Here is a 20,886-nt window from a genome sequence, read left to right as displayed (position 1 = left end):
GGAGAGGAAATCTGTGAAATCCTTGAAACCCATTCCAACCATTTCTAGCAAAACCCGGCGGGCCGTCATCCGCTCGACTGCCGTCGCAACCTTGCTGCTGGTACTAGCGTCCGGCTGCGCTCCCGCTCCGAAGGAACCGAGTCGCGAGGCAGGCGGCACTCCTCCTCCAGAGAGCCAGCCTGAACAAGCCAAGCTTGTATTTTACTCCAATAACGGCAACTCCGAAGAAAGCTTCGATCAATCGTTCGGCAACGCCCTGCGTAAAAAATTTCCGAATTACACGATCGAATACATCCGGGCCGGAACAGGCACATCGCTGCAGGATTTGCTGGCCTCGGGCACGAAATTCGACATTTTCTTCAACACCATCGGCAACTTCGAACGATATATGATCGAAAGTGGCATGGAGTACGATATGCGCGAGCTGATCAAGAAACATAACGTCCCCTTGTCCGACCTGGACCCGGTTTATGTGGATTACATGAATAGTGCCGCCGGCGGTCCGATCTACGGGTTCCCGATTCAAAACAACGTAATGACCTTGTTCTACAACAAGACGCTGTTTCAGAAATTCGGCGTCCCCTTTCCGCAAAACGGAATGACCTGGGACGAAGCGATCGAATTGGGCAAAAAACTGACCCGGCAGGAAGCCGGCACCTCCTATGTCGGTTTGACCGTAAATCCGGCCAACACCGCCAACCAGAACCAGTTTTCGCTGCCGAGCGTCGATCCGTCTACGATGACGCCGACGATTAATACGAACCCGCTTTGGAAACCGTTGTTCGAAACGTTGTTTGTTCGTCCGTTCGAACAGGAAATCGCCCGCGCGGAAACGATCCGGCAGAAAAAAACACCCGACCACTACACCTTCGTGCGGGACCAAACGTTAGCCATGTACGGCTATTCGTCGGGGCTCATCTCCGCCCTGGGCGAGGAAATGAAACAGATCGATTGGGACATCGCGTCGCTGCCTACTTTTCGCGAGAAACCGGGTGTGGGCGCGCAGCCTTATCCGTTCCAGATGGGCATCACTTCATTTAGCGCGAACAAGGATGCCGCGATGACCGCCCTGAAATTCCTGCTTTCCGAAGAGTATCAGAAAGAAATATCGGAAAAGGGACAAATGCCGGTATTGAAATTGGAAACCGTAAAGAAAGCTTTCGGCAGCAAATCCACCTTCAGCAATAAAAATTATTCGGCCCTTTTTTACAACAAGATGGCTCCGATTGCGTTTAAAACTCCGCCTTATGGCGCCGCCATCGACAAATATCATACAAACGGCGCCTTGCAGCTGGCACAAGGACAAACCGACATCAACTCCCTGTTCCGCCAAGCGGAGGAAGAAGCAACGAAAGAGATTAACGCGCTAAGACAAAACGCGAAATAATGGGCAGGGACGGTAAAGCCTCTAATCCGCTTTGAAGCGGATTAGAGGCTGCTTTCTGTTGTGCAGCTCAGATCGACCAGACGCCGGGTAGCTGCGCTCTCACTTTACAGATCATGCCCGGTTCGATCAGCAAGCTTGTCGCTCCGGCCGCTCCCGGCAGCTGCAGTACATCCGATCCGAATACCAGCAGCCTGATCTTTCCTCCGGACTGGGAAGCGTTGGCGAATGCATACTCCAGCCCGATCGATACGGCGGTATCGGGCAGCTGCACATCCTTCGTCCCCGTTTCGGCGGCCGGGAGCATCAGTTCGATTCCTGCGAGCAACCCGCCGCTTAAGGTAAGGTTGTTATCCAGTACGTATCTGGGTCGCTGGCCCGTGTAGGTCAGCCGGCTATCGTCGGAGACGTTAAGACGCAAAAAACCGCGATCGCCTTCCAGGTCGTTTTCCGAATACGGATCGATAATATGCAGGTCGTTGATCGCCGCCCCGGACGCCGCATTGGCCCAAAAGGGGACGAGCATCTGCGGCGTGCTTCTGGTGTCGACGGCCCTCGGACGTATTAGCGTTATTTTGCCGATACGGACTTGACCGCTCGCCACATGGGAGGCGACGATATCGATCGAGAACGCGCTCCGCTCCTGCGGATAGGAAGAGCCGGCAACGCCAGCTTCGTTGGGGTCCTGTACGGCGACATCCGTCGCGATCACTTCGGGCGCATTCGGTCCCCAACGCGCCCACTCCACCGCTTTGCGCGCCGGCCGCACGATCAGCGCCTTTTCGATCACGATCGAGCCCCGGATCTTTTTCGTGAGGTTCACCCCGCCGCTCAGTCCGGGAAAAGCAAAGCGAAGCCCCCCAACCGGACCGTCCGACTCGGAACGATAGTTGGCGATATAAACGTCAAATAACGGATTAACGGTGCTTGAGGCGGTCAGGAACCCCGGTACGAGCTGCAAACCGCCTCGTCCGTTGCTGCTAGTCTTGACATCGATAAGCGATACGTCGATCTTGTTGCCGGACTGACTATTGGGTTCGATATCGATGCCGAAGCCCGGGTTCGTCAAAACGATCTTCCCGGTATTGCGGTAATCTCCCCCAACGATCCGTCCGCTCTGGACGGTGACGATCGATAACCCCTGCCTGCGATTGGAATCGGCAATGCAATCCTGAAGTAGGATATGCTCGGGGATCGGCAGCGCCGTATTGTGCGGGTATACGCCGATATAATAGCCATCGCCCCAAAACTTCTCGGCCGTTCCGTTATGGATGGCGATATGTTTAGCGCCGGAAGCGATATAAAAACCGAATCCCCACTCTCCGCCGGTCCCCGTATGGATCCCGATGTCCCCTATTACCCAAGGGCGCCACATCGTAACGTACTCGCAGCCCTGCAAGTTAAAAAGTACATGTTCGCCGTAAGGGCTCGCTTTGGCTTGAAATCGAAACCGGCCGTCGAACCAATGGGTGCTGTCGCTAGGTGGCCGGATGCCCCCATTAAACTTGGTTGTCGGATAAGCGGGGTCGTCGCAATCGATGACCGGCGCCATGTCCCCGGTGTAGAAATAGTTTTTCGCCCCTTTGGCATATGCGGCCCGGACTCGTGCCGTGCAGTCGATGCCCGTCTGGACGCCGACCTGCAGCATATCGATTCCTTGCGAGATTGCCAGTACTGCGACTTTACCCGATGCGAGCAGCCCGTGATCGACATAGCCGTCCGGCGATCCGGTATAACTGGCAGTTGGCGTAATGAAGTACCAGGCGCCGCCGCCGTCCCCGGAAGCGTAATAGCCGCGCGTCCTTACGAGCTGGCCGTCCTCCGGCGAAGATAAGCTTTTCAGCGCGGCGATGTCATCGACTACGATCACTTGTTCGCCGCCGGTCGCTCGCACTTCGGTTTGGCCCAGCACGCTGGCCGCCATGAGCATCGCTCCCGCGCTTGCGGCGGTACCGAGCAAAACCCTGCGACTCATCGTCTTGTTCTCCACGATACAGTCCTCCTTCGTTTTATCTTGCTCTACTACGAAACATGTTCATCCAAATATGAAAGCGGTTTCATTTCACGTCGAAACGATAGGCTTCGCCGCCGAGAAGATCTCCCCCCTGCAGGAAAGTCGCATTGCAGGACTTGTGTTGCCTCCCTTCTTCCTACGAATCTTCCTCTACTATATAAAATACGGAAAGGAGAGGCTATTGCGGAAAAGGACAGACGGTGTGCCGATCCGGTCACTTTCCCGCTTACCAGGATCAATCTGCTTCAGACAACGAGGCTAACCAGCATGCCTGGTTTCGATTCGGCTACCGTTTCTGTTCTCTGTACTTACCTGGCGAACAACCGCATTGGCGAACAAACAATCTTCCGAAGGAAGCAGCATCCTCATAGCCGACCCGATGTGCGACAACAGACACAATGTCGTCGGTTTCGATCAGTAATCGCTTTGCTTTTTCGATCCGGATAAACTGCACATATTCGTATACACTGGTGCCTCGATACCGATTGAAATGCCGATTTAATTGGCGCTCCCCGACGTAAAACAGTTTCGACAGCGTCGGCAGCGTGATTTTCTGGTTGTAATGCCTTTCCACATAACCGCAGACCCGATGTACAAGCAGTTCGTTCGGAGAATGGATCTGCTGTTTGTGCTTCGCCTTATTGTAGTAGCGGGACAGCAGGATGAATAGTTCCGTCATTCGCAGCTGCACGATAGCTTGATAACCGGAATCCCGCTGGGTCATTTCCCGGTGCAATTCCTCCAGAATGTCCCGCGTTTTGTCCGCGTCAGCCGCTCCCACATTCAGCTTGTGGTTAAACCTGATCTCTCGATTTAAAAAAGGCTGTACGTAAAAAAAATCGAACGCATCGCCCAGCCGTAACTCGCGAAGCACATACGATGCTATAAAATCCGGATGGAACAAACAGTTGATTATTTCGATGGTCTGACCTTCATTGACGATGTAACCGTGCTTTTCGCCCGGATTAATCATAAAAATATCGCCTTCATGGATCTCGTAGGATGTATCTTGGAACAAATGCGTCGCTTGACCGCTCTCCACATAGATCAGTTCGACGAATTCGTGAGTATGCAAAAGAGGCATGCTTCTTCGGTCATGACGGTTTCGCTGAATCCAAAAAGGAAAATTATCGGGGTGCTTATAATGAGCCAATGATTTTACAAACATAAATCGTATTCTCCTCCAGCGATAAAATCTGCGTTCGTAGGGGTCATCTCTGCTTTTCTTTATTTTACTTCACCAGATGACGGTTTTCTAATCTATTATTCTCGCGAGATGCGGGGTGGTAATAAAATGCAACAACGGCAGCCGTTTTCCGGCTGCCGCTTTTATCAGCTATTTTCCCTTTTACGCTCATTCGCCTCTAATCCATACCGTCATTTCCCCTGCTCCCCGGTTCCCCCACAGGAAATACGGCACCGCCCGCAGCGTGAAAGGCCGGCTCATCTTCCGGGCAGGCAAGTACGCTTCCGGACCAGACCAGTCCGCCGCATCATCCTTTCGACCTTCGGCCGTTATAACGACGGCGCCTCCGAGAAAGTCGTCTTCGAATCGCGCCTGCAAAGGACGATCCGGCGAGACCGAAATTGAACATAACGCCGGGCCGTTATCGGCCTCTTCCAAACAATATACGAGAGGTCCTCTCTGCAGCGCGACTTTGCCGCTGTCAGCACGGATGTTCGGGTGTGCAAGCATCCAAACCGGCTCCATCGCAAAATCCGCTTCCAAGATGTCCCCATCCGCCCATTCGCGCTCTACAAGCATGTAGCCGTTCGTCATAGAACCTTCGTGCTCAAACGACTGCCCGTTCAGCATGAAACTCGCCTTGCCGAAGCACCAGTCGGGGATCCGTAAAGCGAGCGTAAACCGCTTCGGTTCAGCGATTTGAACTTGAAGGCTGACGCTGCCGTTCCATGGAAGACCGGACTGCTGTTTGATGACGACGGGCTCATCCTCTACGGATATCGTCGTTTCGCTGCCTATATACAGGTGCGTATAAAGGATACGATTGTTTACACTGTATATATACTGCCCGAGCGAGCTGAGCAGACGCGCCACGTTCGGTGGACAGCAGGCGCAGCCGAACCATTTTTGCCGCTCTGTCTTGACGTGGTGCTTTCCCGGATTATGGCGGCACGCTTCCGGCCACACTTCCAAAGGATTGACGTAAAAATAGTGCATCCCGTCGAGCGACATGCTGCCAAGCACCACGTTGTACAGAGCTTTCTCCATTACGTTCGCATATTCGCTTCTCGCTTCAAGGCGCAGCATGCGTTCGGCGAAAAAAATCAAACCGATCGAGGCACACGTTTCCGCATAGGCCGTATCGTTCGGCAAATCAAAGTTAATAGTAAACGCTTCCCCATGATGCGTGGAGCCGATGCCTCCCGTTATGTACATTTGCTTCGTCGTGATGTTGTCCCATAATGTGCGGCACGCTTCGCTCAAGCTTTCGTCCTCTCCCAGACGGGCGAGATCGGCCATTGCCGCGTACATATATACGGCCCGGACGGCATGACCTACGGCGACCTTTTGCTCGCGGACCGGGAGATGGCTTTGCTGGTAATGCAGCACCGGCTTCCGGCTCGTTCCCCGTCCCCAAAGGGCGGACTGCTCGCGTTTTTCCCATTCCTCGATAAAAAAATTCGGCTCCCGCCCCCGCTGCTCGATAAACATGGAGCTAAGCCGCGCATACTTCTCGTCGCCGGTCGTCTCGTATAGCTTGATTAAAGCAAGCTCGATTTCCTGATGGCCGCAATATCCTTTCGTTTTGCCAGGCTCTGTCCCGAAAATCGAATCAATATGGTCCGCAAATTTGCGCATGGCGTCCAAAAACGCCCGTTTCCCAGTCGCTTCGTAATAGGCGACAGCCGCCTCGAACAGATGGCCCGCCGTGTATAACTCATGGTAATCAAGCAGGTTCGTCCACCGTTTGGCCGGCTCCTTCATCGTAAAATACGTGTTTACGTACCCGTCTTCCCATTGCGACTTTAGGATTAAATCAACGGTTTCCTCCACGTGTGACTCGAGCACCGGGTCCGGATGAGTCGCAAGCGAGTGGCTAGAAGCCTCCAGCCATTTAGCCAAATCGCTGTCCATGAAAAAGTGTCCGCGATACTCCCCTTCCGTCTGTTTCGCCGCAAGCCGGAAATTGTGCAAAGCATAGCTGGGCGTTGCTCCCGGTATTCGATCGTTCAGCGCCTCCCATTGATACGGAATGACCGTTTCTCTAACCAAATCCGCGTACCGTTTCCAGAAGCGATCGTTCACCTTAATGTTCCGCAAAGGCACCCTATCCGTACGGCTTGCCGTCATCGGCACCAGCTCCTTATATTATCAATTAATAAACCTTCCTCGCCTTCATTGTATGATGTAAAATGAAGTTGTTCTACTTCGTGGTTGAACCACTTTTTATTAAAATTTGACACATGTGATTCCCGCAAAAAGGAGCATCGCCGGTGCAGGACAAATCGTATATATCCATTCAAGCTCCTCCGCTGCCTTATTTTTTGGAATGCGGCAAAGCGCTGTACGCCCCGGGAGACCAGCACGTGAGCCGATACCGGTTAGGCGTGTTCGACTTGCTGTTTGTGACCAAGGGGGCTTTATACATCGGCGAGGAAGAACGGCATTGGTCGCTCACTCCCGGTCAGTATCTGCTGCTGCTGCCGGACCGCCACCACTATGCCGTAAAGCCTTGCGACTCGGAGACGGCGTTTTACTGGCTTCATTTTCAGGTTCCGGGCAAATGGGAGGTGAACGGTTCAGCGGACATACCCGCTTCCGGCGACATCATCGTCCCTCAGCAATCGGCCGCGCCCGATGCGAAGGAGCTAGGCCTGCTTATGAACAGATTGCTGAGGCTATCCGGGGAAAGCCGAAACACATCGTTCTGGGAGCAGCATCTCCTGTTCGGAGAGCTGTTAAGGAGACTGGATGAGGGCAGAAGAACGGAGAATGTCCCGGCTGCCAAGCTGCTGGCGCACAAGACGGAAGCCTACTTGAAGCAAAATTATGCAAGCCCGATTTCGAACGAAACGCTTGCTGAAGCGCTTCATTTTCATCCGGGCTACATTGTGAGATGTTATAAAATTTACTATGGATGTACGCCGATGGACTATTTGCATAAGTTCCGGCTCGATCAGGCGAAGCTGCTGCTGGTCAAAACCGACTGGCCGATCGGCAAAATCGCCGAGCACGCCGGCTTTTCCAGCACCGCCTATTTCACCAGCTGCTTTCGAAAGGAAACCGGGACCGCCCCGCTTCGCTACCGGAACCATTTTGCGAGATAAACGGGACGGTCATCGGGGGCTGTATCGCGCGCCTAACGCTCCGGTCGAAAAACGTTCCTGACCGCCTCCAAATAGGCCATGCCGTTCACGGTATCCGGCTCCAAGTAGCTGCCTTCCGTCCACTCGTTCCACGCGTTGATCGTGCATATCGAAGTGCCGGAGCCGCCGTTTTCCTCCAGAAACTCTTTCGCCTCCCGCAGAGCCTGCTCGAACTGTCCGGGCGTATTGTCCCCTAGCACCGGCATATACGGATAGCCCAGATGGTCGAACTTGTCCGATTGAATCGTCCGGGGAGACGAATCCCATCCCATCGTTACGTTCGGATAATAAGGAACGTTGTACTGCTCCGTCAGCTCCGCCATCGTTCGCCTCGCTTTCTCGCGCGTATCGGCGTAAGGCGTCTGCGGAAATTGCTCCAGCCTTTGATGATGAATCCATACGTAGGATGCAACCGAGTCGAAGCCGAGCAAGCTAAGCAGCTCATTCCCGTTCGTCACCTGCTTCTCCCCCGGAAGCAGCTGCACGCCCCACACGACGGCATTCAGATGAAGCTCGCCGAGCCCCGCCTCTCGGACCATACCGCGAAATTGCTCCAGCGCCTCCTTCGTTTCGTCGATCGAACCGAGCCCTGCGATGAGGCTCATTAGCTCGTAGATCGAGAAATACAGCTTGCCGTCCACGCGCCAATAAGACGGGTGTCCCATATAAGTCTCTACGATATGCCCGCAAGCTTTCAGAAACGCTTCCTTCGAAACTGCGCCCGGAGCGAGCGTCTTGTACGGCCTGCTGCGCGTGGCCGGATGAATGTCCTGCCAGTCGTGATTGGCCCACATGAGCGCAAACTTCAGCCGCTCGTTATTGGCCGCTTGCAGAAAGCCTTGCTCGAGCGCCCGCTGCAAATAAGGGCCATCCTCGTACCAATACCAATCGAAGAGGAAAGCATCGATCCCGTGACTGGAGGCGGCATCGATTTTCTTCTCCATCACGAGCGGATCCGACTCATCCTCGTACCCCCAGAGCGGCACTTTCGGCTGCGCGTGGCCGGGGTAACGAGGCGTCGCCGCTCGGACGAGCTCCCATTCGGTCCAGTCCGACCCGTGCCATTTGGCGTTTCGCTCATCGGGATGATAGTTCGGGAAGTAATAAGCCGCTACTTGAATGGGGGTATCCGCACGTTTGTCGCGCTGCCCTTGTTCTTGTTTATGCTGCCGTTCCTGCTCCATCGTGTTTCTCTCCCCTTTTGCGGCTGTTCGTCCAGCTCAGCCGATTTCACAAATCGTTCCCGCAATATATCTGCGCCTTTCGCCTTGCTCCGAAAAGTAGTACGTGATCAGCACCCGGCCGTCCTCAAGCTGGACTGCGCTTGTATACCCGATATCCGAGCCGTGTCCGTCATCGCGGACGATGACTTCCTCCGCTTGCTCCAAATTGCCGCATTCCGGATCGAGCAGCGCCGCTCGTATGCCGAATGGCTTAAACCGGTATCCGTAGCTCAGCAAAACTTGGCCGCTTTCCAGCCGAAGAACGTGAAACGGGCTGGGCGAGTAAAATCGGCGCTTTACCGGCCGGCTCCACGTAAGGCCGCCGTCTCCGGACTCGGCGGTAACGAGCGGGTAAGCCGTCCCGCCATCGCCCTGCTCCGGCTTCGTTTTATGGCAGCGGGTAAACAGGACGATTTTGCCGGATGGGGCTACGTATAAATTCGGCTCGAAAAAGCCGTATCCTTCCTCGGGATCGATGACCGCATGCCGCGTCCAAGACAAACCGCGATCGTTCGTCCTCCCCACCACGACGCTCCAAGTTCCATCTTCGTAACCGTAAAACGGGGCGAGCAACGATCCGTCATCCAGCTCCGCTACGTTTCCCCGAATGTATACATCCTTGAGGCTTACGGCGATGGGTCGGTCCCAAGTGATCCCCCCATCCGTAGAGCGCAGTGTATACGCTCCGACTGCCTTCCCCGCCCATCGGCCGAAAATGCGGTGCGAAAAATCCGGCTGGTCGCTAACGTCCTCCTGCTCGGCGACCTTCCACATAAATATAGTGGCGAAAACGGTTCCGTCCTTGAGCACGTTCAAGCACGGATCTTGAACGCCGTAAAAATAATCGTCGTATACGACGCCGGACTGCCTGCTCCACTGGACTCCGTCCTCGGAAGTTACATAAACCGCCTTGGACGACGGATCGATATGCTCGAGCCCGTACGAATCGAGACGATCGGGAGCTTGCCGGAACGCCGTGATATATGTTCCTTGCGCATTCCGTACGATACTCGGAAACGTGTTATACTGCTCATCCTTATAGAGAGCCATATGGGCGATCGGCTTAATAGTCAAATGTTGTTTCTCCTCTCGAAACTCACTTACACGGCTAGAGCAAACTTACTCAAGGAACGAGCTCGAACAATTGGATTTCGTTCAGCCCGGCCCATCCGGCGGATGCCGTTATCGTTACTTTGACGAAGCGGACCGTTTTCCCGCAATCGAAATACTTGTAATCGACCTCGTTCATGCTCACGTTCGCATAGGTCTGTACGGTATCCCAATGGATGCCGTCCGCTGATAGCTGCACGTCCGCGGTTTCCGCATAGCCCGCTTTAAGCAATACGCCGATAGCGATGATCTCATGACCGCCCTGCAAATCGATCGTATAGGACGCAGGAGACGCCGGCGTTGCGGTCGCGTTTTTGAATGCGGCGCTGCCGTAGGCGATGCTGCCGTCAAGCGCGCCTTTCGGACCGGTCGCGGCATTGTTCGGGTCCGTATACAGCATATCCGTCGTCACGGTAATCGCCGACGAAGCGTACATACCCGCCAAATCCATTTTCGTTCCGAAATCGCCTTCCCAGTTGCCGGGCTTGGAATAGGTGCCGCCCAGCAATTGCTTCTGCGCATCGTAATAGACGGTGAACAGCCGGCCATCGTCCAGAAGGACGGTCGACGAATAGCCCATATCGGACGTTTGCCTGTTCGAGTATAACACCCGGCTTGACGAGCCGTTCCACGGGTCGTTCAGGTCGCGGATGTTCACGACGACCGGGCGTCCTCCGGCCGGATGCTGGAACTCGCTCCACGCCTCGAATATTCGATCGGTTCCGGGAAAACGAAACAGCTCCGGGGCATGGATTTTCGTATCGAGCTTGTTGAGCGTACCCCACGTGGCGCCGTAGTCGTACGAATGGACCTCGTAGCCCTTATTATCTGCCGAAGATGCGCGGATGAGCCCGCGAATATGTCCGTTCTCCAGCTCGGCAATCGCCGGCTCGACCAGCTGACTGCCGAACGAGTAGCCCATAACCGTCTCTGTCGACGAAAGCCATGTCGCCCCCTGATCGGTGCTCCGCACGACGGTCGATTGCTGATAACCGCTACCGGAAGCGGGGCCGTACAACGGTATGAGCAAATCGCCGTTCGAAAGCTCGACGATTTTGGACGATGTCGCCGCCCACGACATTTGGGTCCCTACCGTGACCGGACTGCCTCAGGTCGCTCCGTCATCCGCACTGCGAATAACGCGTACGTCTATCGGCCCGCCGCTGTATGTAAACCAGGACACGAGCAGCGTCCCGTCCGATAAAGAGACAATCGACGGATCGCGATCGTCGTAGGTCGTATCGACAACCGTTTGCGCCGCGCTCCAAGTGGCACCGTTGTTCGTACTTCGCTTCATCATGATCTTGCCGTTGCCGCCTACATGACTCTCGGACCAATAGTAAACGACGACCAAATCGCCATTACCCGTCTTGACGATATCGGGAAAATAAGGCTTGTAGCTGCCGGAAGCCGATGCGACCGTAATATCCGGCATGCTCGTATGCCGCACCTCCGCGAGAGCCGTTCCTGCGGGGACAAGCAGAACAACGAATAGCCCTAACAACGCAAGCATTGTCGCCGTACAAGAAATCCGCCGAAAGAAAATCGTTTCCATTTCCGATTCCTCCTCGTTTATTCCCGTTCTTCGCCAATCATTCTTGTCCCGCAGGTTCTCGCTGTTACAAATTACCTTCGCTGACCCACGTCCCCGGCGTGCCCGTTGCCGTGCACCTCCAGCCTTTGGGCGAACCGACCGCAGGAGCCTCGTTCACGAGCAGGTCGCCGGTGCGCCAGCTTCCCGTTGTAGGTGCAGCGCTTGCGATCCCATGGAAGGAGCCGCCCACGTACCGCCCTTGGATCGTACCGGCTGCGACCGGAGCCGCGCCGATTTTGCACGTATTGCCGTAGATGCTTACTTTTCCTCGCTGCGAGGCTGCCGCCGACTGAGGGCCGACCGCGATAGGTTCCAGTGTGCTTCCGCCAAAATCGTTATCGCTTATCGATACGTTGGACAGTTCCGCGCTTCCGACTATATGGCGGTTTACGAGCGGGCTGCCTTGCGGCTCGAAGCCGCATGACGTAACGGATATCCGGTCGCCGGTCGTGCCGAGGTGAACATTTGCGAGCAAGGTGCCGTTATTCTTTTGCCCGCCCGACACGAAGCTGGACTTATCGATGCGGATATTGTCGGCCCGGCTTCCGGACAGGATGACATCGTATTTGCCGTTCAGCAAAAACTGCGCCTCGACCCGCGCTCCGTTTACGTCGGACAGCATGATTCCTTGCTCCCATTTCGAGTAGCTGCCTGTAAGAGTAATCCCCGAGCAAACGACTTTTACGACGGCAGCCGCACCGGAGCTTTCGGAAACTTGCGCAGGCTCGATCTGAACCGTATTAGGCGCCGTGGCGCTTAGCTGGATCGTTTTGGCGATCATGACCGATTTATCTCCGGTTAGCCATATCCGATGTCCTTTTGGAACGGTCAGGGTGGTGCTGACCGCAGACAGCGAAACCGTCGCTGCCCCTATGGCGAGCGGAGCCGTTAGCGTGGCGTTAAGCATAGTGCCCGCTGCCGTTAGCCCGCTTTTGCCTCCTGTTTGTGTACTCGTCGTACCTGTCGTTCGCGCGTCGACCGCGCAATTGATGCAGCCGTACAATCTGCTGCCAGCCCCGGTCGCGCCCGCATACGAGATCCGGCAATCGTTGCTGTATTCGACGAGCGCCAAATATTCGGCGACATTTTCGAAGCCGGATGCCGTCACCCGTTCCACCGTAACCCCGCTCGAGTAATACACCAACAACAGCGGACTGCCGCTATACGTTTTTCCGGGCGACAGCGCATAAGTTACCCCGCTGACGTGGACGGACGATATCGAGTCCAGGGTGTAGGTCGGTCCGAGCGGCGTACGGACGGTTGCGGAAGCGCCTTGTATAAAAATAGGCGCCGCCCCTTTGTTGCTTACCCTTGCAGGCGGGTCCCAAATCGCCAGATCGCGAATGACGATGCCGGTCTGAACTTTCGTTTTCTCCGCGTCGGTTGCGACTTGGGCATATACGTCGCCCGGGAGAATCCATAACGGGCGTATCCATCCGTCGAACACGACATTTTCAACCGTGATGTCGTAAACCGCAGACAAAATGATGCCGAAATTGCCCGCTGTGCCGTTATACGGGAAGAAACGAATGTTGCGAAGGACTCCATCGTGCGGATGGTACGAGTAAGTGACCTCCTTATTATGAGCATTGGAGCTCCCTACGTCGCCACCCCAGTGAATGATAATCCCCGCGTCGAACGGACCGTACAATGCAATATCATCTAATACAAAATCGCTCACTTGCCCGAGTATTTCGACTGCTTGCGACTTGCGTACCGTATTGTGGCAATACAGCTTCGCTCCATGCACCCTGATCCCCGAGTGTACTTCTCCCGGAACGGCTTCATAATTGCCGAGACGAAAAACGTTGCCGAAATTGCCGTCAGGCGGAGACGCTGAATTCGTTACCTCGAACGTGGCGTTTAACAATTGCGTGTTGGAGCGAAGCAGCATGCCGTTATCGTTCGCCCCAAGCTCCAGCACGAGCACGGCGCCGTCGTCGAATGCGATCGTGCAGTTTTCGACGACGAGATTTTTGGCCTTCCACTTTCCTTTCGGTATTCGCACGGTCCCGGACAGACCGCCTTGGACGGCGTTTATCGCGCTCTGAATCGCGGCGGAGCAGTCCGTAACTCCTCCCGGTACGGCACCGTAATCTTCGATATCGATATACGCCGTGCCCGCTCCGTATACAGATTCATTTACACTTCCAGCATTTGCTCCCATAATTCCTCCCGTTGCCAGCGCCGCTCCGGCCATACCGAGCGAAGCCAGCATCGCTCTTCTCGACATGTTCGCCTCCTGCATTTCAACCGCCCCATCCCTATTGGTTGGTTACGAAAAACGATAGCGAGCGAATTCCCAATCTTCCGTTACTTCGCCTTCTCCGCCTTAATCGCCGCGTTGGCGCGTTCCGCCGCTTCGCGGAGAGCGGTATTCATATCTTTTTTCTGCAGCACGTTAGCTTCCAACGCCGCTTGCAGCTGGTTTCTGGACAAGTTATTGAACTTCGTAAACGCGGACGCCTTCGCATATTTCGCCGGCAGCATCGCCTTTACGTTTTTCCCTTTGTACATCGCCGTGTCTTGACCGAAGGAGGAACGAAGCGCCGGGCTCGTCAGCGCGGTCGGGAACTGCCCCTGCTTGACCATAGGCAGCTGGTATTCTTCCGAGGCCAAGTAAGCGATCACTTCGAACGACTGGTCCTTATGCTTATTGGTTGTCGTAATGTAGAACGAAATCGGGTACGGCTGCGGTCCGACGCCGGGCAGCTCCTTGAATTCGGGGAACTGCGCCATATCCCAGTTCATCCCTTCCAGCTCCTGCCCCGTCAGCAGCGTGCTGACCGGCATCCACATCGCAAGTGTCTTTTCCTTTGTAAACATAACGCGCTGCTGGGCCGCGCCAAGCTTCTGGGCATTCGGCTCGACCCCATCAAGCTCGTAAAACCGGGAGATGTTGGCCGTCATTTTGTTCCACTTCTCGTCCGCAAACGAAGTCGTCTCCGTCGCTGGGTCGACCAAGTTGAGCGAGAATTGGTTGCGCACCATCAAATGCTGGAATGACACCATGAAGCCGTAGTACTGCTGGTTGCCGTCTTTGCGCGTAACTTTTTTCGCCAGCTCGTACAGATCGTCCCACTTCATATCGTCTTTCGGATACGGCACCCCGAATTTGTCGAAGATGTCCTTGTTGTAATAGATCGGCGACGGAGACATCAAGGTCGGAAGCGCATACATGCCGCCTTTGGAAATCTCTTTCATCATGTCGACGGAGACCGGATCGATTTTGTTCAGGTCGTATTTGTACTTCTGGATGAGCGGCATAATATCGGTTTGCATGTTGTATTTGTTGACGACGTCGTTGAACAGTCCGCTGGAGGCGAAAATAATATCGGGAGCCTGACCGGCGGAAATGAGATCCTGCACCTGGGTCAGCTTCGTAAACGGCGAAAACTTCGGCGTCACATGCGGGAACTTTTTCTTGATAGGCTCGCCGATTTCTTTCATGAACCTCTCCTCGGTGTAATCCGATACTCCGTCGTAAAACACGAGCTCGACCGGCTCCTTGTTAACCGCCGCTTCTTTCTTGTCTTCCGGCTTCGCCGAATTACCGGTTTGGCCCTGTCCCCCGCTTCCGTTCGAGCATGCGGCCATCAGCAGCAGCGTTCCGGATAACAGCGCTATTGCGCTTTTTTTGATCATAGGATCCACCCTTTCTTGTTTTCGCATAAAATAGTACTTTTTTGCCTAGCTCCCCGAATGGGACGTCTTGCTTCTAGGGGCTTATTGGATTGTTTCGCGGAATACTGTTTCGAATCCATAATCCAAGTCCCTGAAACAATGGAAACGATTGCAATTGCCGAATCCGTCTTGCTATATTTAGCATATCCGATACAATGGGGGATAACAATAAAACGATATTTCGAATGGGGTGCATTATTTTGCTATTCCCGCACGCGGAACTGGACCGGCAGTCTTTTTATACGCGCTATATAACTCCGATGTCCGACAGCCTTCGTCTCATCGCCATCGGCTGGGAGCACGTCAATTCGTCCTCCTACCGGTGGGATGGCTTAAAGCGGCAGGCGGAAGACGGCGCCGTCTTCCAATTTACCTTGTCCGGCCAAGGTGTCATCCGGTACCGGAACCGGGAATACTTCGTTCCTGAGCATTGCGGCTTTCTGTGCACCGTGCCGGGCGATCACGTCTACTATTTCGACGAACATGACGGGGAGTGGGAGTTTATGTTCATCGCCGTCCAAGGCGAGGACGCGATTCGCCATTGGAACTCCCTCATCCAATTGTTCGGCCCCGTCATTTCGTTTCAGGACCATCCCGAGCCGATGCAGTGCATCAGCAGGCTGTACGCCCACATCTACAACAATCGGGATTTTGACAAGTTCGCCATCTCCGCCGAGCTGTACCGGTTCGTCATGGAGCTGCAGCGAATGGCCGAAGGACACGCGATCGTCCAGCTGGACGATACGCCCGAGCCGATACGCCGCTCGATCCAGCTCATGCAGTCGCAGTACGCCCTGCCGCTAACGCTGGAGGAGCTGGCCGCGTGCGCCGGCATGTCCAGGTACCATTTCTGCCGCACGTTCCATATGAAAACCGGTCTGCAGCCGATGCAATATTTGCGTAAAGTACGCATCGAGAAAGCGTCCGCCCAGCTCAGCCAAACCCGCAAAACGATCGAAACGATCGCCCGGGATACCGGCTTCGACGGCAGCAGCTACTTCATTCGCGTTTTCAAGCTGCTCGTCGGCATGACGCCTAACGAGTACCGGCAAAGCTGCAGCTCCGATTCGACCCATTCTTTACGCATCGAGAAGTAGGCTCTGCGTTGCGGAATGCCGGTCGCCTCTCAAAACTCGATGCGGATTTCCGTTTCCCGCGATGTTTTTCCGGCGTCCTGCCGGCATAAGACGTTGTACAGCCCCACTGTCTCGTCAGCCGGCTCGACGGCAGCGCGAATGTCCCCCACGAAAGCGGCGGCCGGCTTACGCTCCGAAACGAACGAGAATAAGCCGCTATCTTTGAGCCGCACCCGAACCGAACGGTCGGAGCGCTCCACTTCCAGCACGGCATCCGTGGCGACCAGCTTGTCGGTTAACCCGATCGCGGTGAACGATTCCGCTGCCGGAATCATTAAGAACAGCACGGCCTCGAATCGGTCGAGACGGAGTGTTATCCTATCTCCCGCTTGCAGCCGCTGCGCGGTTTTCCGGAAGGAGTCGTACACAATGAAGGTTTCGCCTTCCAAATCAGGCACGTCGCTCGGCCCAACTTCTCCTTCTACTTCCTCCTCGCCGTCATACACGTGAAACGCCGCGACTACCCCGGCTCCGCCTGCCCTATTCCACACTTTAAAAGCTTGGGGCGTAGTGAGCGGATCGACCGTCAGCCACTCTTCCGTCGGCTGCCCGACCTGCTGGCAGCGTATGATTTTGCCGTCGCCATAAATAAGCGGACGGATGATGTCCGGATTCGTGCGGCCCGGACCGTCACTGAAATATATGGGCCCCCCGCTGACGGCGCGCAGCGTCATATGCGGCACGGAGTCATGGTGCATGGTCCAGAACATATCCCAATCGCCCCAATAAAACGGGCCGTGGTAGACGGAATTGTAGGCGTTTTGCAGCGCGTGCTCGCCAAAGCCGTTCACGATTTTCGGCAAAAAGTCGTTACTGCTGCGCGAGACGGAAGACTCTGGTCGATGCCAGACGTTTTCCGACGCCATCCCCATACAGTTGATCAGGCAGCCGTCAAAATGCAAGGCGACCGACGCCTCCAGTCCGGTATGCACCCCCTTGGCTATTCGGGCGATCGACTGCTCGCCGCCGAAGTAGGAGTTGAGCGAGCTTTGGTTGTCCACTTTGACGAAATCGATGCCCTGCCGTTTCAAGGACGAGTGCCACAGCTGCCAAAAACCGAAGTTCCTCCCCGGATCGGGATGGGGGATCCACCTTCCGCTGCGCGTCTTGTGGACGTACTCTCTAGCTTCGGCGAACGCCGTTCCGTCCGGGTCGATTCCGCCCCAATAACCGGCAATATTGTGCCATGCCCCGACCCAACGGATGCCGTGCTTCTCCTTCAGCAGCCGGACGGTCCGCTCCAGGCCGCCGGGGAATTTCTCCTTATTCGCTTCGAAGCCGTGCAGCTTCCGCTCCCGCACGTCCGACCAGCCGTCGTCGATCATGAACCAACGGACGGGTATCCTGAACCCGGCCAGCTCTGCGGCTTTGGCTACTAGCCCCTGCTCATCCACCTCTGCATAAAAAGCGTCCCAGCTGCACCAGCCGACGTAATCGAGCGTCTGCGGATACGTTTTGCCGGCCCGCGCGCTTCCGCCGCTTCCCCGGGCGGCAAACCCTACGGCGGCGCTATCCGCGGCGAGTCGGTACGGATCGGTGCCCGCGCCCAAAACGATGGCGGCCTTCATGTCGATGCTCTCGCGCCCGGTTTCCCCCGATGAAACGTGCACGGCCAGTCCTTCTTCCGATCCGGTCAAGTCGGTCCGGTGCAGCTCGTCGCATATGGGCAACAGATAGCCGTACCCGGCGTCAGTCTTCCACAGAAGCGATTGGGTGCGAGGCGGCAGCCGGCTGAGGTCCATATCGAAATGCGGACGAGTCCACCACTCCTTATGCCTGGACGTCGCCAGCAGTCCTTGCAGCCCGTCGAGCCGCCCGATTCCGATGCGGATGCCTCCGCTTTCCGTAAACGTCCGCTGGGCGTGGTAGGCCGTACCGTTGCGGATTCGAGCCTCCACGCTCACGGCCAGAAACGGCCCTCGCCATCTTAACAGCAGCTCTGCGGTAATGGTGTTCTGCGCATCTTCATACTGTAGGCGATACCCGCCTGAGAGAACGTCCTCATCCCCTGCTTCCGTCGCCATTTTTTCCGCGGAATGAAGCGACAATCCGATTTCGCCTTCGCCGGCTACGGACGCTTTCACCCGAATGGCCCGTAAAACAATGGCAGGCTCGCCGTCGTAACGAATGGACGATGTTTCCCGATCGAACACGAACATGAACGAATGATCTCCCTTATGCCTATAATCGTAATGCCAGTTTCACGCAATTGCTTTGTACATCGTCGACACTTTAACTTTATTCGCTGCAAGGGAAGCCGACAATAGCACGATGTTTCGATCGCGTTGAACTATTTTGCTGCCAGCTTGAGACGACAAAAAGCTTTGGAGGATGTCCTCTGAATCCCATAAACAGAAGAAGCCGCGATTTACGCGGCTTCTAGTTAGATCATATATTGGTTTTGATAATTTATCTGGTTATTTGTCCCAATTTCTATGATAAACTAACGGGTTAATCGGGCTTGCCGCTATATCTCCAGGTTTGAGTCCAGGAAAAACGGCCAGCAAATCGTTTTTGCGTGCCGAGCTGTCAGGTTCTGCAACCCGGACTCCGTCCGCCATATAGATGATCGTCATGACTTCTCTCATGGTATTTGTCGGGTTGCCCGGTGCGCAATGCGCGGTCCATCCCGAATGGAAGGTCGCGTCGCCAGCAGCCATCGCCCCGTAATTCACCTGCTCGTACCCCCTGGACGTAACGTATTGCGAGAGCGTTTTATGCGACTCGTCCGATATGACTTGGCGGGTAATAGGGCCTTCTTTATGGGTCCCGGAAGCAAACGTCATCGAGCCGACTTCTTCGGAAATGGGGACGAGCGGCATCCACATCGTAATCGTGTGCTCGGTATCCAAAGGCCAATATATTTGGTCTTGGTGCCAAGGTGTGTGCCCTCCTCCAGGCTCTTTGAACAACGCTTGGTCATGATAAATTCTGATCCCCTCTACTCCCATCAAATCCGCTGCTATTTTCGCGAAGCGGCGGGCCAATACGAATTTCTCTACTACTTTACTTTGTCTCCACAGGTTGCCTACCTGAATAAATGCTTTCCCGTAAGTATCCCGGTCGTTCAAATCTTTCTGGTGCGGATTTAGCTTGCGCACCTGATCGCAAATCTCGTTGCGATAAATCATCGCTTCTTCCGGAATGGCTACTCCCCGGAGCACGATATGGCCTTTTTCGAGATATGATTGGTACTGTTCTTTTTCGATCCGATAATCACTGCCTAATTCCGGATAAATATTACTACTCTGTTGGGAATTCATAAACAGTCCTCCCTTCGATGGATGGTATGGGTCACCTTAATCATAATGCACGAGGGAATCGATCTGAATGTCAAATCGATTTATCCTATTTGTCAAAAGCAATTGTCATCTCATTGCAGGGTTTGGTAAGATTCGGTTAGATGTACATGCGGGTCCGCCCTGCGGAGGAGGATATACATGCAATTGAGCGAACAGACCGCTAAAACTCCAATCGTCCCCTTTATCCGGCAAGCCGATTACGCCATACGCAAGCCGTGGTTCGTCCCAGAGCGAAAGCTGCTCGATTATTTGCTAATTTATGTGCAGGAAGGAACGTTTATCGCAACGGTAAACAGCAAAGAATACCAGTTCGAGGCCGGCGACATTTGTCTAATCCAACCGGACTGGATGCTCACGCTGGAAGGCGTTACCGATACGATTACGCCCTTTGTCCATATGGACTTTTTTTATAATCCGCTACGCGAACAAAGCTTCACAACCCGGCCCGGCCAGTCGGACCTGGCGGAGTACCGTCATTTGATACAGCCTCGCTTGAACGATCTGCAGGGGATCGACATTCCGGTCCGGTTCACCCCGAGCCAGCCAGTCCAATTCCGGGAAAAGATGCTGCGGCTTGTACAGCTTTGTCAGCACATGAATCCTCTGGCACAGTTGGAAACGCAAAATGTGGCGACTGAACTCGTTCTTATGATACTTAAAGACCATCTGAAGGAACAGGATAAGCCGTCAGACTCGAAGCAGGTCATGAACTGGATTACCTCGTATATGTCATTCCGGTTGTCGGAACCTCTTACCGTAGGCGAGATGGCGCACAGAGCGAACTTGTCGCCTTCTCGTTTCAACGTTGTTTTTCGTGAGCATTTCGGGATGTCTCCGTATCAATATTTACTGCATCTGCGAATCCAGCATGCGAAAGAACTGCTAGCTACAACGAATTTGAGCAATCAGGAAATTGCGGACTATTGTGGCTTTTCTGATATTTTTCATTTTTCCAAATCATTTAAGCGCAGTACCGGTATGCCTCCTTCTCGCTTTCGTTTGAAAATGCATTAATCGTTTGTTGAGTTTTGTCGTCGGAAGCCGTTCCTTTCCCTTTTTCATACTGTTTATCAAATGCCGTTTCCTATTTATCTGTCATTCTGTTCT

At 54.7% G+C, this 20,886-nt stretch carries 15 protein-coding genes; 4 read left to right on the top strand and 11 right to left on the bottom strand.

Features of this window, described 5'->3' with window-relative positions; genetic code table 11:
* Nucleotides 1–13: 13 nt before the first annotated feature.
* Entirely contained in the window at nucleotides 14–1,387 is a 1,374-nt protein-coding gene (locus D7M11_RS04790) for an ABC transporter substrate-binding protein (protein WP_158606436.1), read from the top strand.
* A gap of 67 nt (nucleotides 1,388–1,454) precedes the next feature.
* Here the strand turns inward: D7M11_RS04790 and D7M11_RS04785 are convergent, their stop codons facing one another.
* The 3 genes from D7M11_RS04785 to D7M11_RS04775 all read right to left on the bottom strand — a co-directional run bounded on the left by D7M11_RS04785 (nucleotide 1,455) and on the right by D7M11_RS04775 (nucleotide 6,714).
* A complete protein-coding gene (locus D7M11_RS04785; protein WP_120746023.1) occupies nucleotides 1,455–3,374 on the bottom strand; it encodes a hypothetical protein in 1,920 nt (639 codons plus the stop codon).
* A gap of 310 nt (nucleotides 3,375–3,684) precedes the next feature.
* Nucleotides 3,685–4,566, bottom strand: coding sequence for an AraC family transcriptional regulator (locus D7M11_RS04780; RefSeq protein ID WP_120746022.1), 882 nt, complete (start codon nucleotides 4,564–4,566; stop codon nucleotides 3,685–3,687).
* Between the two features lie 186 nt (nucleotides 4,567–4,752).
* The gene (locus D7M11_RS04775; protein ID WP_120746021.1) at nucleotides 4,753–6,714 is read right to left on the bottom strand and encodes a glycoside hydrolase family 127 protein; all 1,962 of its coding nucleotides are present in this window, start codon (nucleotides 6,712–6,714) and stop codon (nucleotides 4,753–4,755) included.
* Nucleotides 6,715–6,857: 143 nt separating this feature from the next.
* Here D7M11_RS04775 and D7M11_RS04770 point away from each other — a divergent pair, with 143 nt between their 5' ends.
* The gene (locus D7M11_RS04770; RefSeq protein WP_120746020.1) at nucleotides 6,858–7,691 is read left to right on the top strand and encodes a helix-turn-helix transcriptional regulator; all 834 of its coding nucleotides are present in this window, start codon (nucleotides 6,858–6,860) and stop codon (nucleotides 7,689–7,691) included.
* Between the two features lie 32 nt (nucleotides 7,692–7,723).
* Here D7M11_RS04770 and D7M11_RS04765 read toward each other — a convergent pair whose 3' ends face one another.
* The 6 genes from D7M11_RS04765 to D7M11_RS04740 form a co-directional block, all read right to left on the bottom strand.
* Entirely contained in the window at nucleotides 7,724–8,914 is a 1,191-nt protein-coding gene (locus D7M11_RS04765) for a glycosyltransferase WbsX family protein (RefSeq protein ID WP_120746019.1), read from the bottom strand.
* Nucleotides 8,915–8,950: 36 nt separating this feature from the next.
* A complete protein-coding gene (locus D7M11_RS04760; protein ID WP_120746018.1) occupies nucleotides 8,951–10,027 on the bottom strand; it encodes a sialidase family protein in 1,077 nt (358 codons plus the stop codon).
* Between the two features lie 49 nt (nucleotides 10,028–10,076).
* Nucleotides 10,077–11,144: a discoidin domain-containing protein gene (locus D7M11_RS04755; protein ID WP_120746017.1), complete on the bottom strand. Its 1,068-nt coding sequence runs from the start codon at nucleotides 11,142–11,144 to the stop codon at nucleotides 10,077–10,079.
* Between the two features lie 27 nt (nucleotides 11,145–11,171).
* Nucleotides 11,172–11,576: a sialidase family protein gene (locus D7M11_RS04750; RefSeq protein WP_193556108.1), complete on the bottom strand. Its 405-nt coding sequence runs from the start codon at nucleotides 11,574–11,576 to the stop codon at nucleotides 11,172–11,174.
* A gap of 106 nt (nucleotides 11,577–11,682) precedes the next feature.
* Nucleotides 11,683–13,890: a glycoside hydrolase family protein gene (locus D7M11_RS04745; protein ID WP_158606434.1), complete on the bottom strand. Its 2,208-nt coding sequence runs from the start codon at nucleotides 13,888–13,890 to the stop codon at nucleotides 11,683–11,685.
* Between the two features lie 80 nt (nucleotides 13,891–13,970).
* Complete coding sequence (locus tag D7M11_RS04740; RefSeq protein WP_158606433.1) at nucleotides 13,971–15,302, bottom strand: ABC transporter substrate-binding protein; 1,332 nt, start codon at nucleotides 15,300–15,302, stop codon at nucleotides 13,971–13,973.
* A gap of 224 nt (nucleotides 15,303–15,526) precedes the next feature.
* Between D7M11_RS04740 and D7M11_RS04735 the strand changes: the two genes are divergently transcribed.
* The gene (locus D7M11_RS04735) at nucleotides 15,527–16,438 is read left to right on the top strand and encodes an AraC family transcriptional regulator (RefSeq protein ID WP_205127026.1); all 912 of its coding nucleotides are present in this window, start codon (nucleotides 15,527–15,529) and stop codon (nucleotides 16,436–16,438) included.
* 29 nt (nucleotides 16,439–16,467) lie between these two features.
* Here the strand turns inward: D7M11_RS04735 and D7M11_RS04730 are convergent, their stop codons facing one another.
* A complete protein-coding gene (locus D7M11_RS04730; protein ID WP_120746012.1) occupies nucleotides 16,468–18,636 on the bottom strand; it encodes a Sip1-related alpha-galactosidase in 2,169 nt (722 codons plus the stop codon).
* Between the two features lie 258 nt (nucleotides 18,637–18,894).
* The gene (locus D7M11_RS04725) at nucleotides 18,895–19,740 is read right to left on the bottom strand and encodes a phytanoyl-CoA dioxygenase family protein (RefSeq protein ID WP_120746011.1); all 846 of its coding nucleotides are present in this window, start codon (nucleotides 19,738–19,740) and stop codon (nucleotides 18,895–18,897) included.
* Between the two features lie 177 nt (nucleotides 19,741–19,917).
* On the opposite strand from D7M11_RS04725, the gene D7M11_RS04720 reads away from it, so the two are divergent.
* On the top strand, nucleotides 19,918–20,793 hold the full coding sequence (locus tag D7M11_RS04720) for an AraC family transcriptional regulator (RefSeq protein WP_120746010.1): 876 nt from the start codon (nucleotides 19,918–19,920) through the stop codon (nucleotides 20,791–20,793).
* Nucleotides 20,794–20,886: the final 93 nt, after the last annotated feature.

The organism is Paenibacillus ginsengarvi (assembly GCF_003626695.1).
GTDB lineage: Bacteria > Bacillota > Bacilli > Paenibacillales > NBRC-103111 > Paenibacillus_AB > Paenibacillus_AB ginsengarvi.
Note: the sequence above shows the minus strand (reverse complement) of the source record. Positions and strands in the feature narration are given on the sequence as shown.

Excerpts from the sequence above, each read along its gene's own strand:
- D7M11_RS04725 (WP_120746011.1), bottom strand. The coding sequence starts at position 19,740 with ATGAATTCCCAACAGAGTAGTAATATTTATCCGGAATTAGGCAGTGAT.
- D7M11_RS04740 (WP_158606433.1), bottom strand. The coding sequence starts at position 15,302 with ATGATCAAAAAAAGCGCAATAGCGCTGTTATCCGGAACGCTGCTGCTG.
- D7M11_RS04730 (WP_120746012.1), bottom strand. The coding sequence starts at position 18,636 with ATGTTCGTGTTCGATCGGGAAACATCGTCCATTCGTTACGACGGCGAG.
- D7M11_RS04750 (WP_193556108.1), bottom strand. The coding sequence starts at position 11,576 with ATGCTTGCGTTGTTAGGGCTATTCGTTGTTCTGCTTGTCCCCGCAGGA.
- D7M11_RS04720 (WP_120746010.1), top strand. The coding sequence starts at position 19,918 with ATGCAATTGAGCGAACAGACCGCTAAAACTCCAATCGTCCCCTTTATC.
- D7M11_RS04735 (WP_205127026.1), top strand. The coding sequence starts at position 15,527 with ATGGGGTGCATTATTTTGCTATTCCCGCACGCGGAACTGGACCGGCAG.
- D7M11_RS04780 (WP_120746022.1), bottom strand. The coding sequence starts at position 4,566 with ATGTTTGTAAAATCATTGGCTCATTATAAGCACCCCGATAATTTTCCT.
- D7M11_RS04765 (WP_120746019.1), bottom strand. The coding sequence starts at position 8,914 with ATGGAGCAGGAACGGCAGCATAAACAAGAACAAGGGCAGCGCGACAAA.
- D7M11_RS04745 (WP_158606434.1), bottom strand. The coding sequence starts at position 13,890 with ATGTCGAGAAGAGCGATGCTGGCTTCGCTCGGTATGGCCGGAGCGGCG.
- D7M11_RS04755 (WP_120746017.1), bottom strand. The coding sequence starts at position 11,144 with ATGTCGTGGGCGGCGACATCGTCCAAAATCGTCGAGCTTTCGAACGGC.
- D7M11_RS04775 (WP_120746021.1), bottom strand. The coding sequence starts at position 6,714 with ATGACGGCAAGCCGTACGGATAGGGTGCCTTTGCGGAACATTAAGGTG.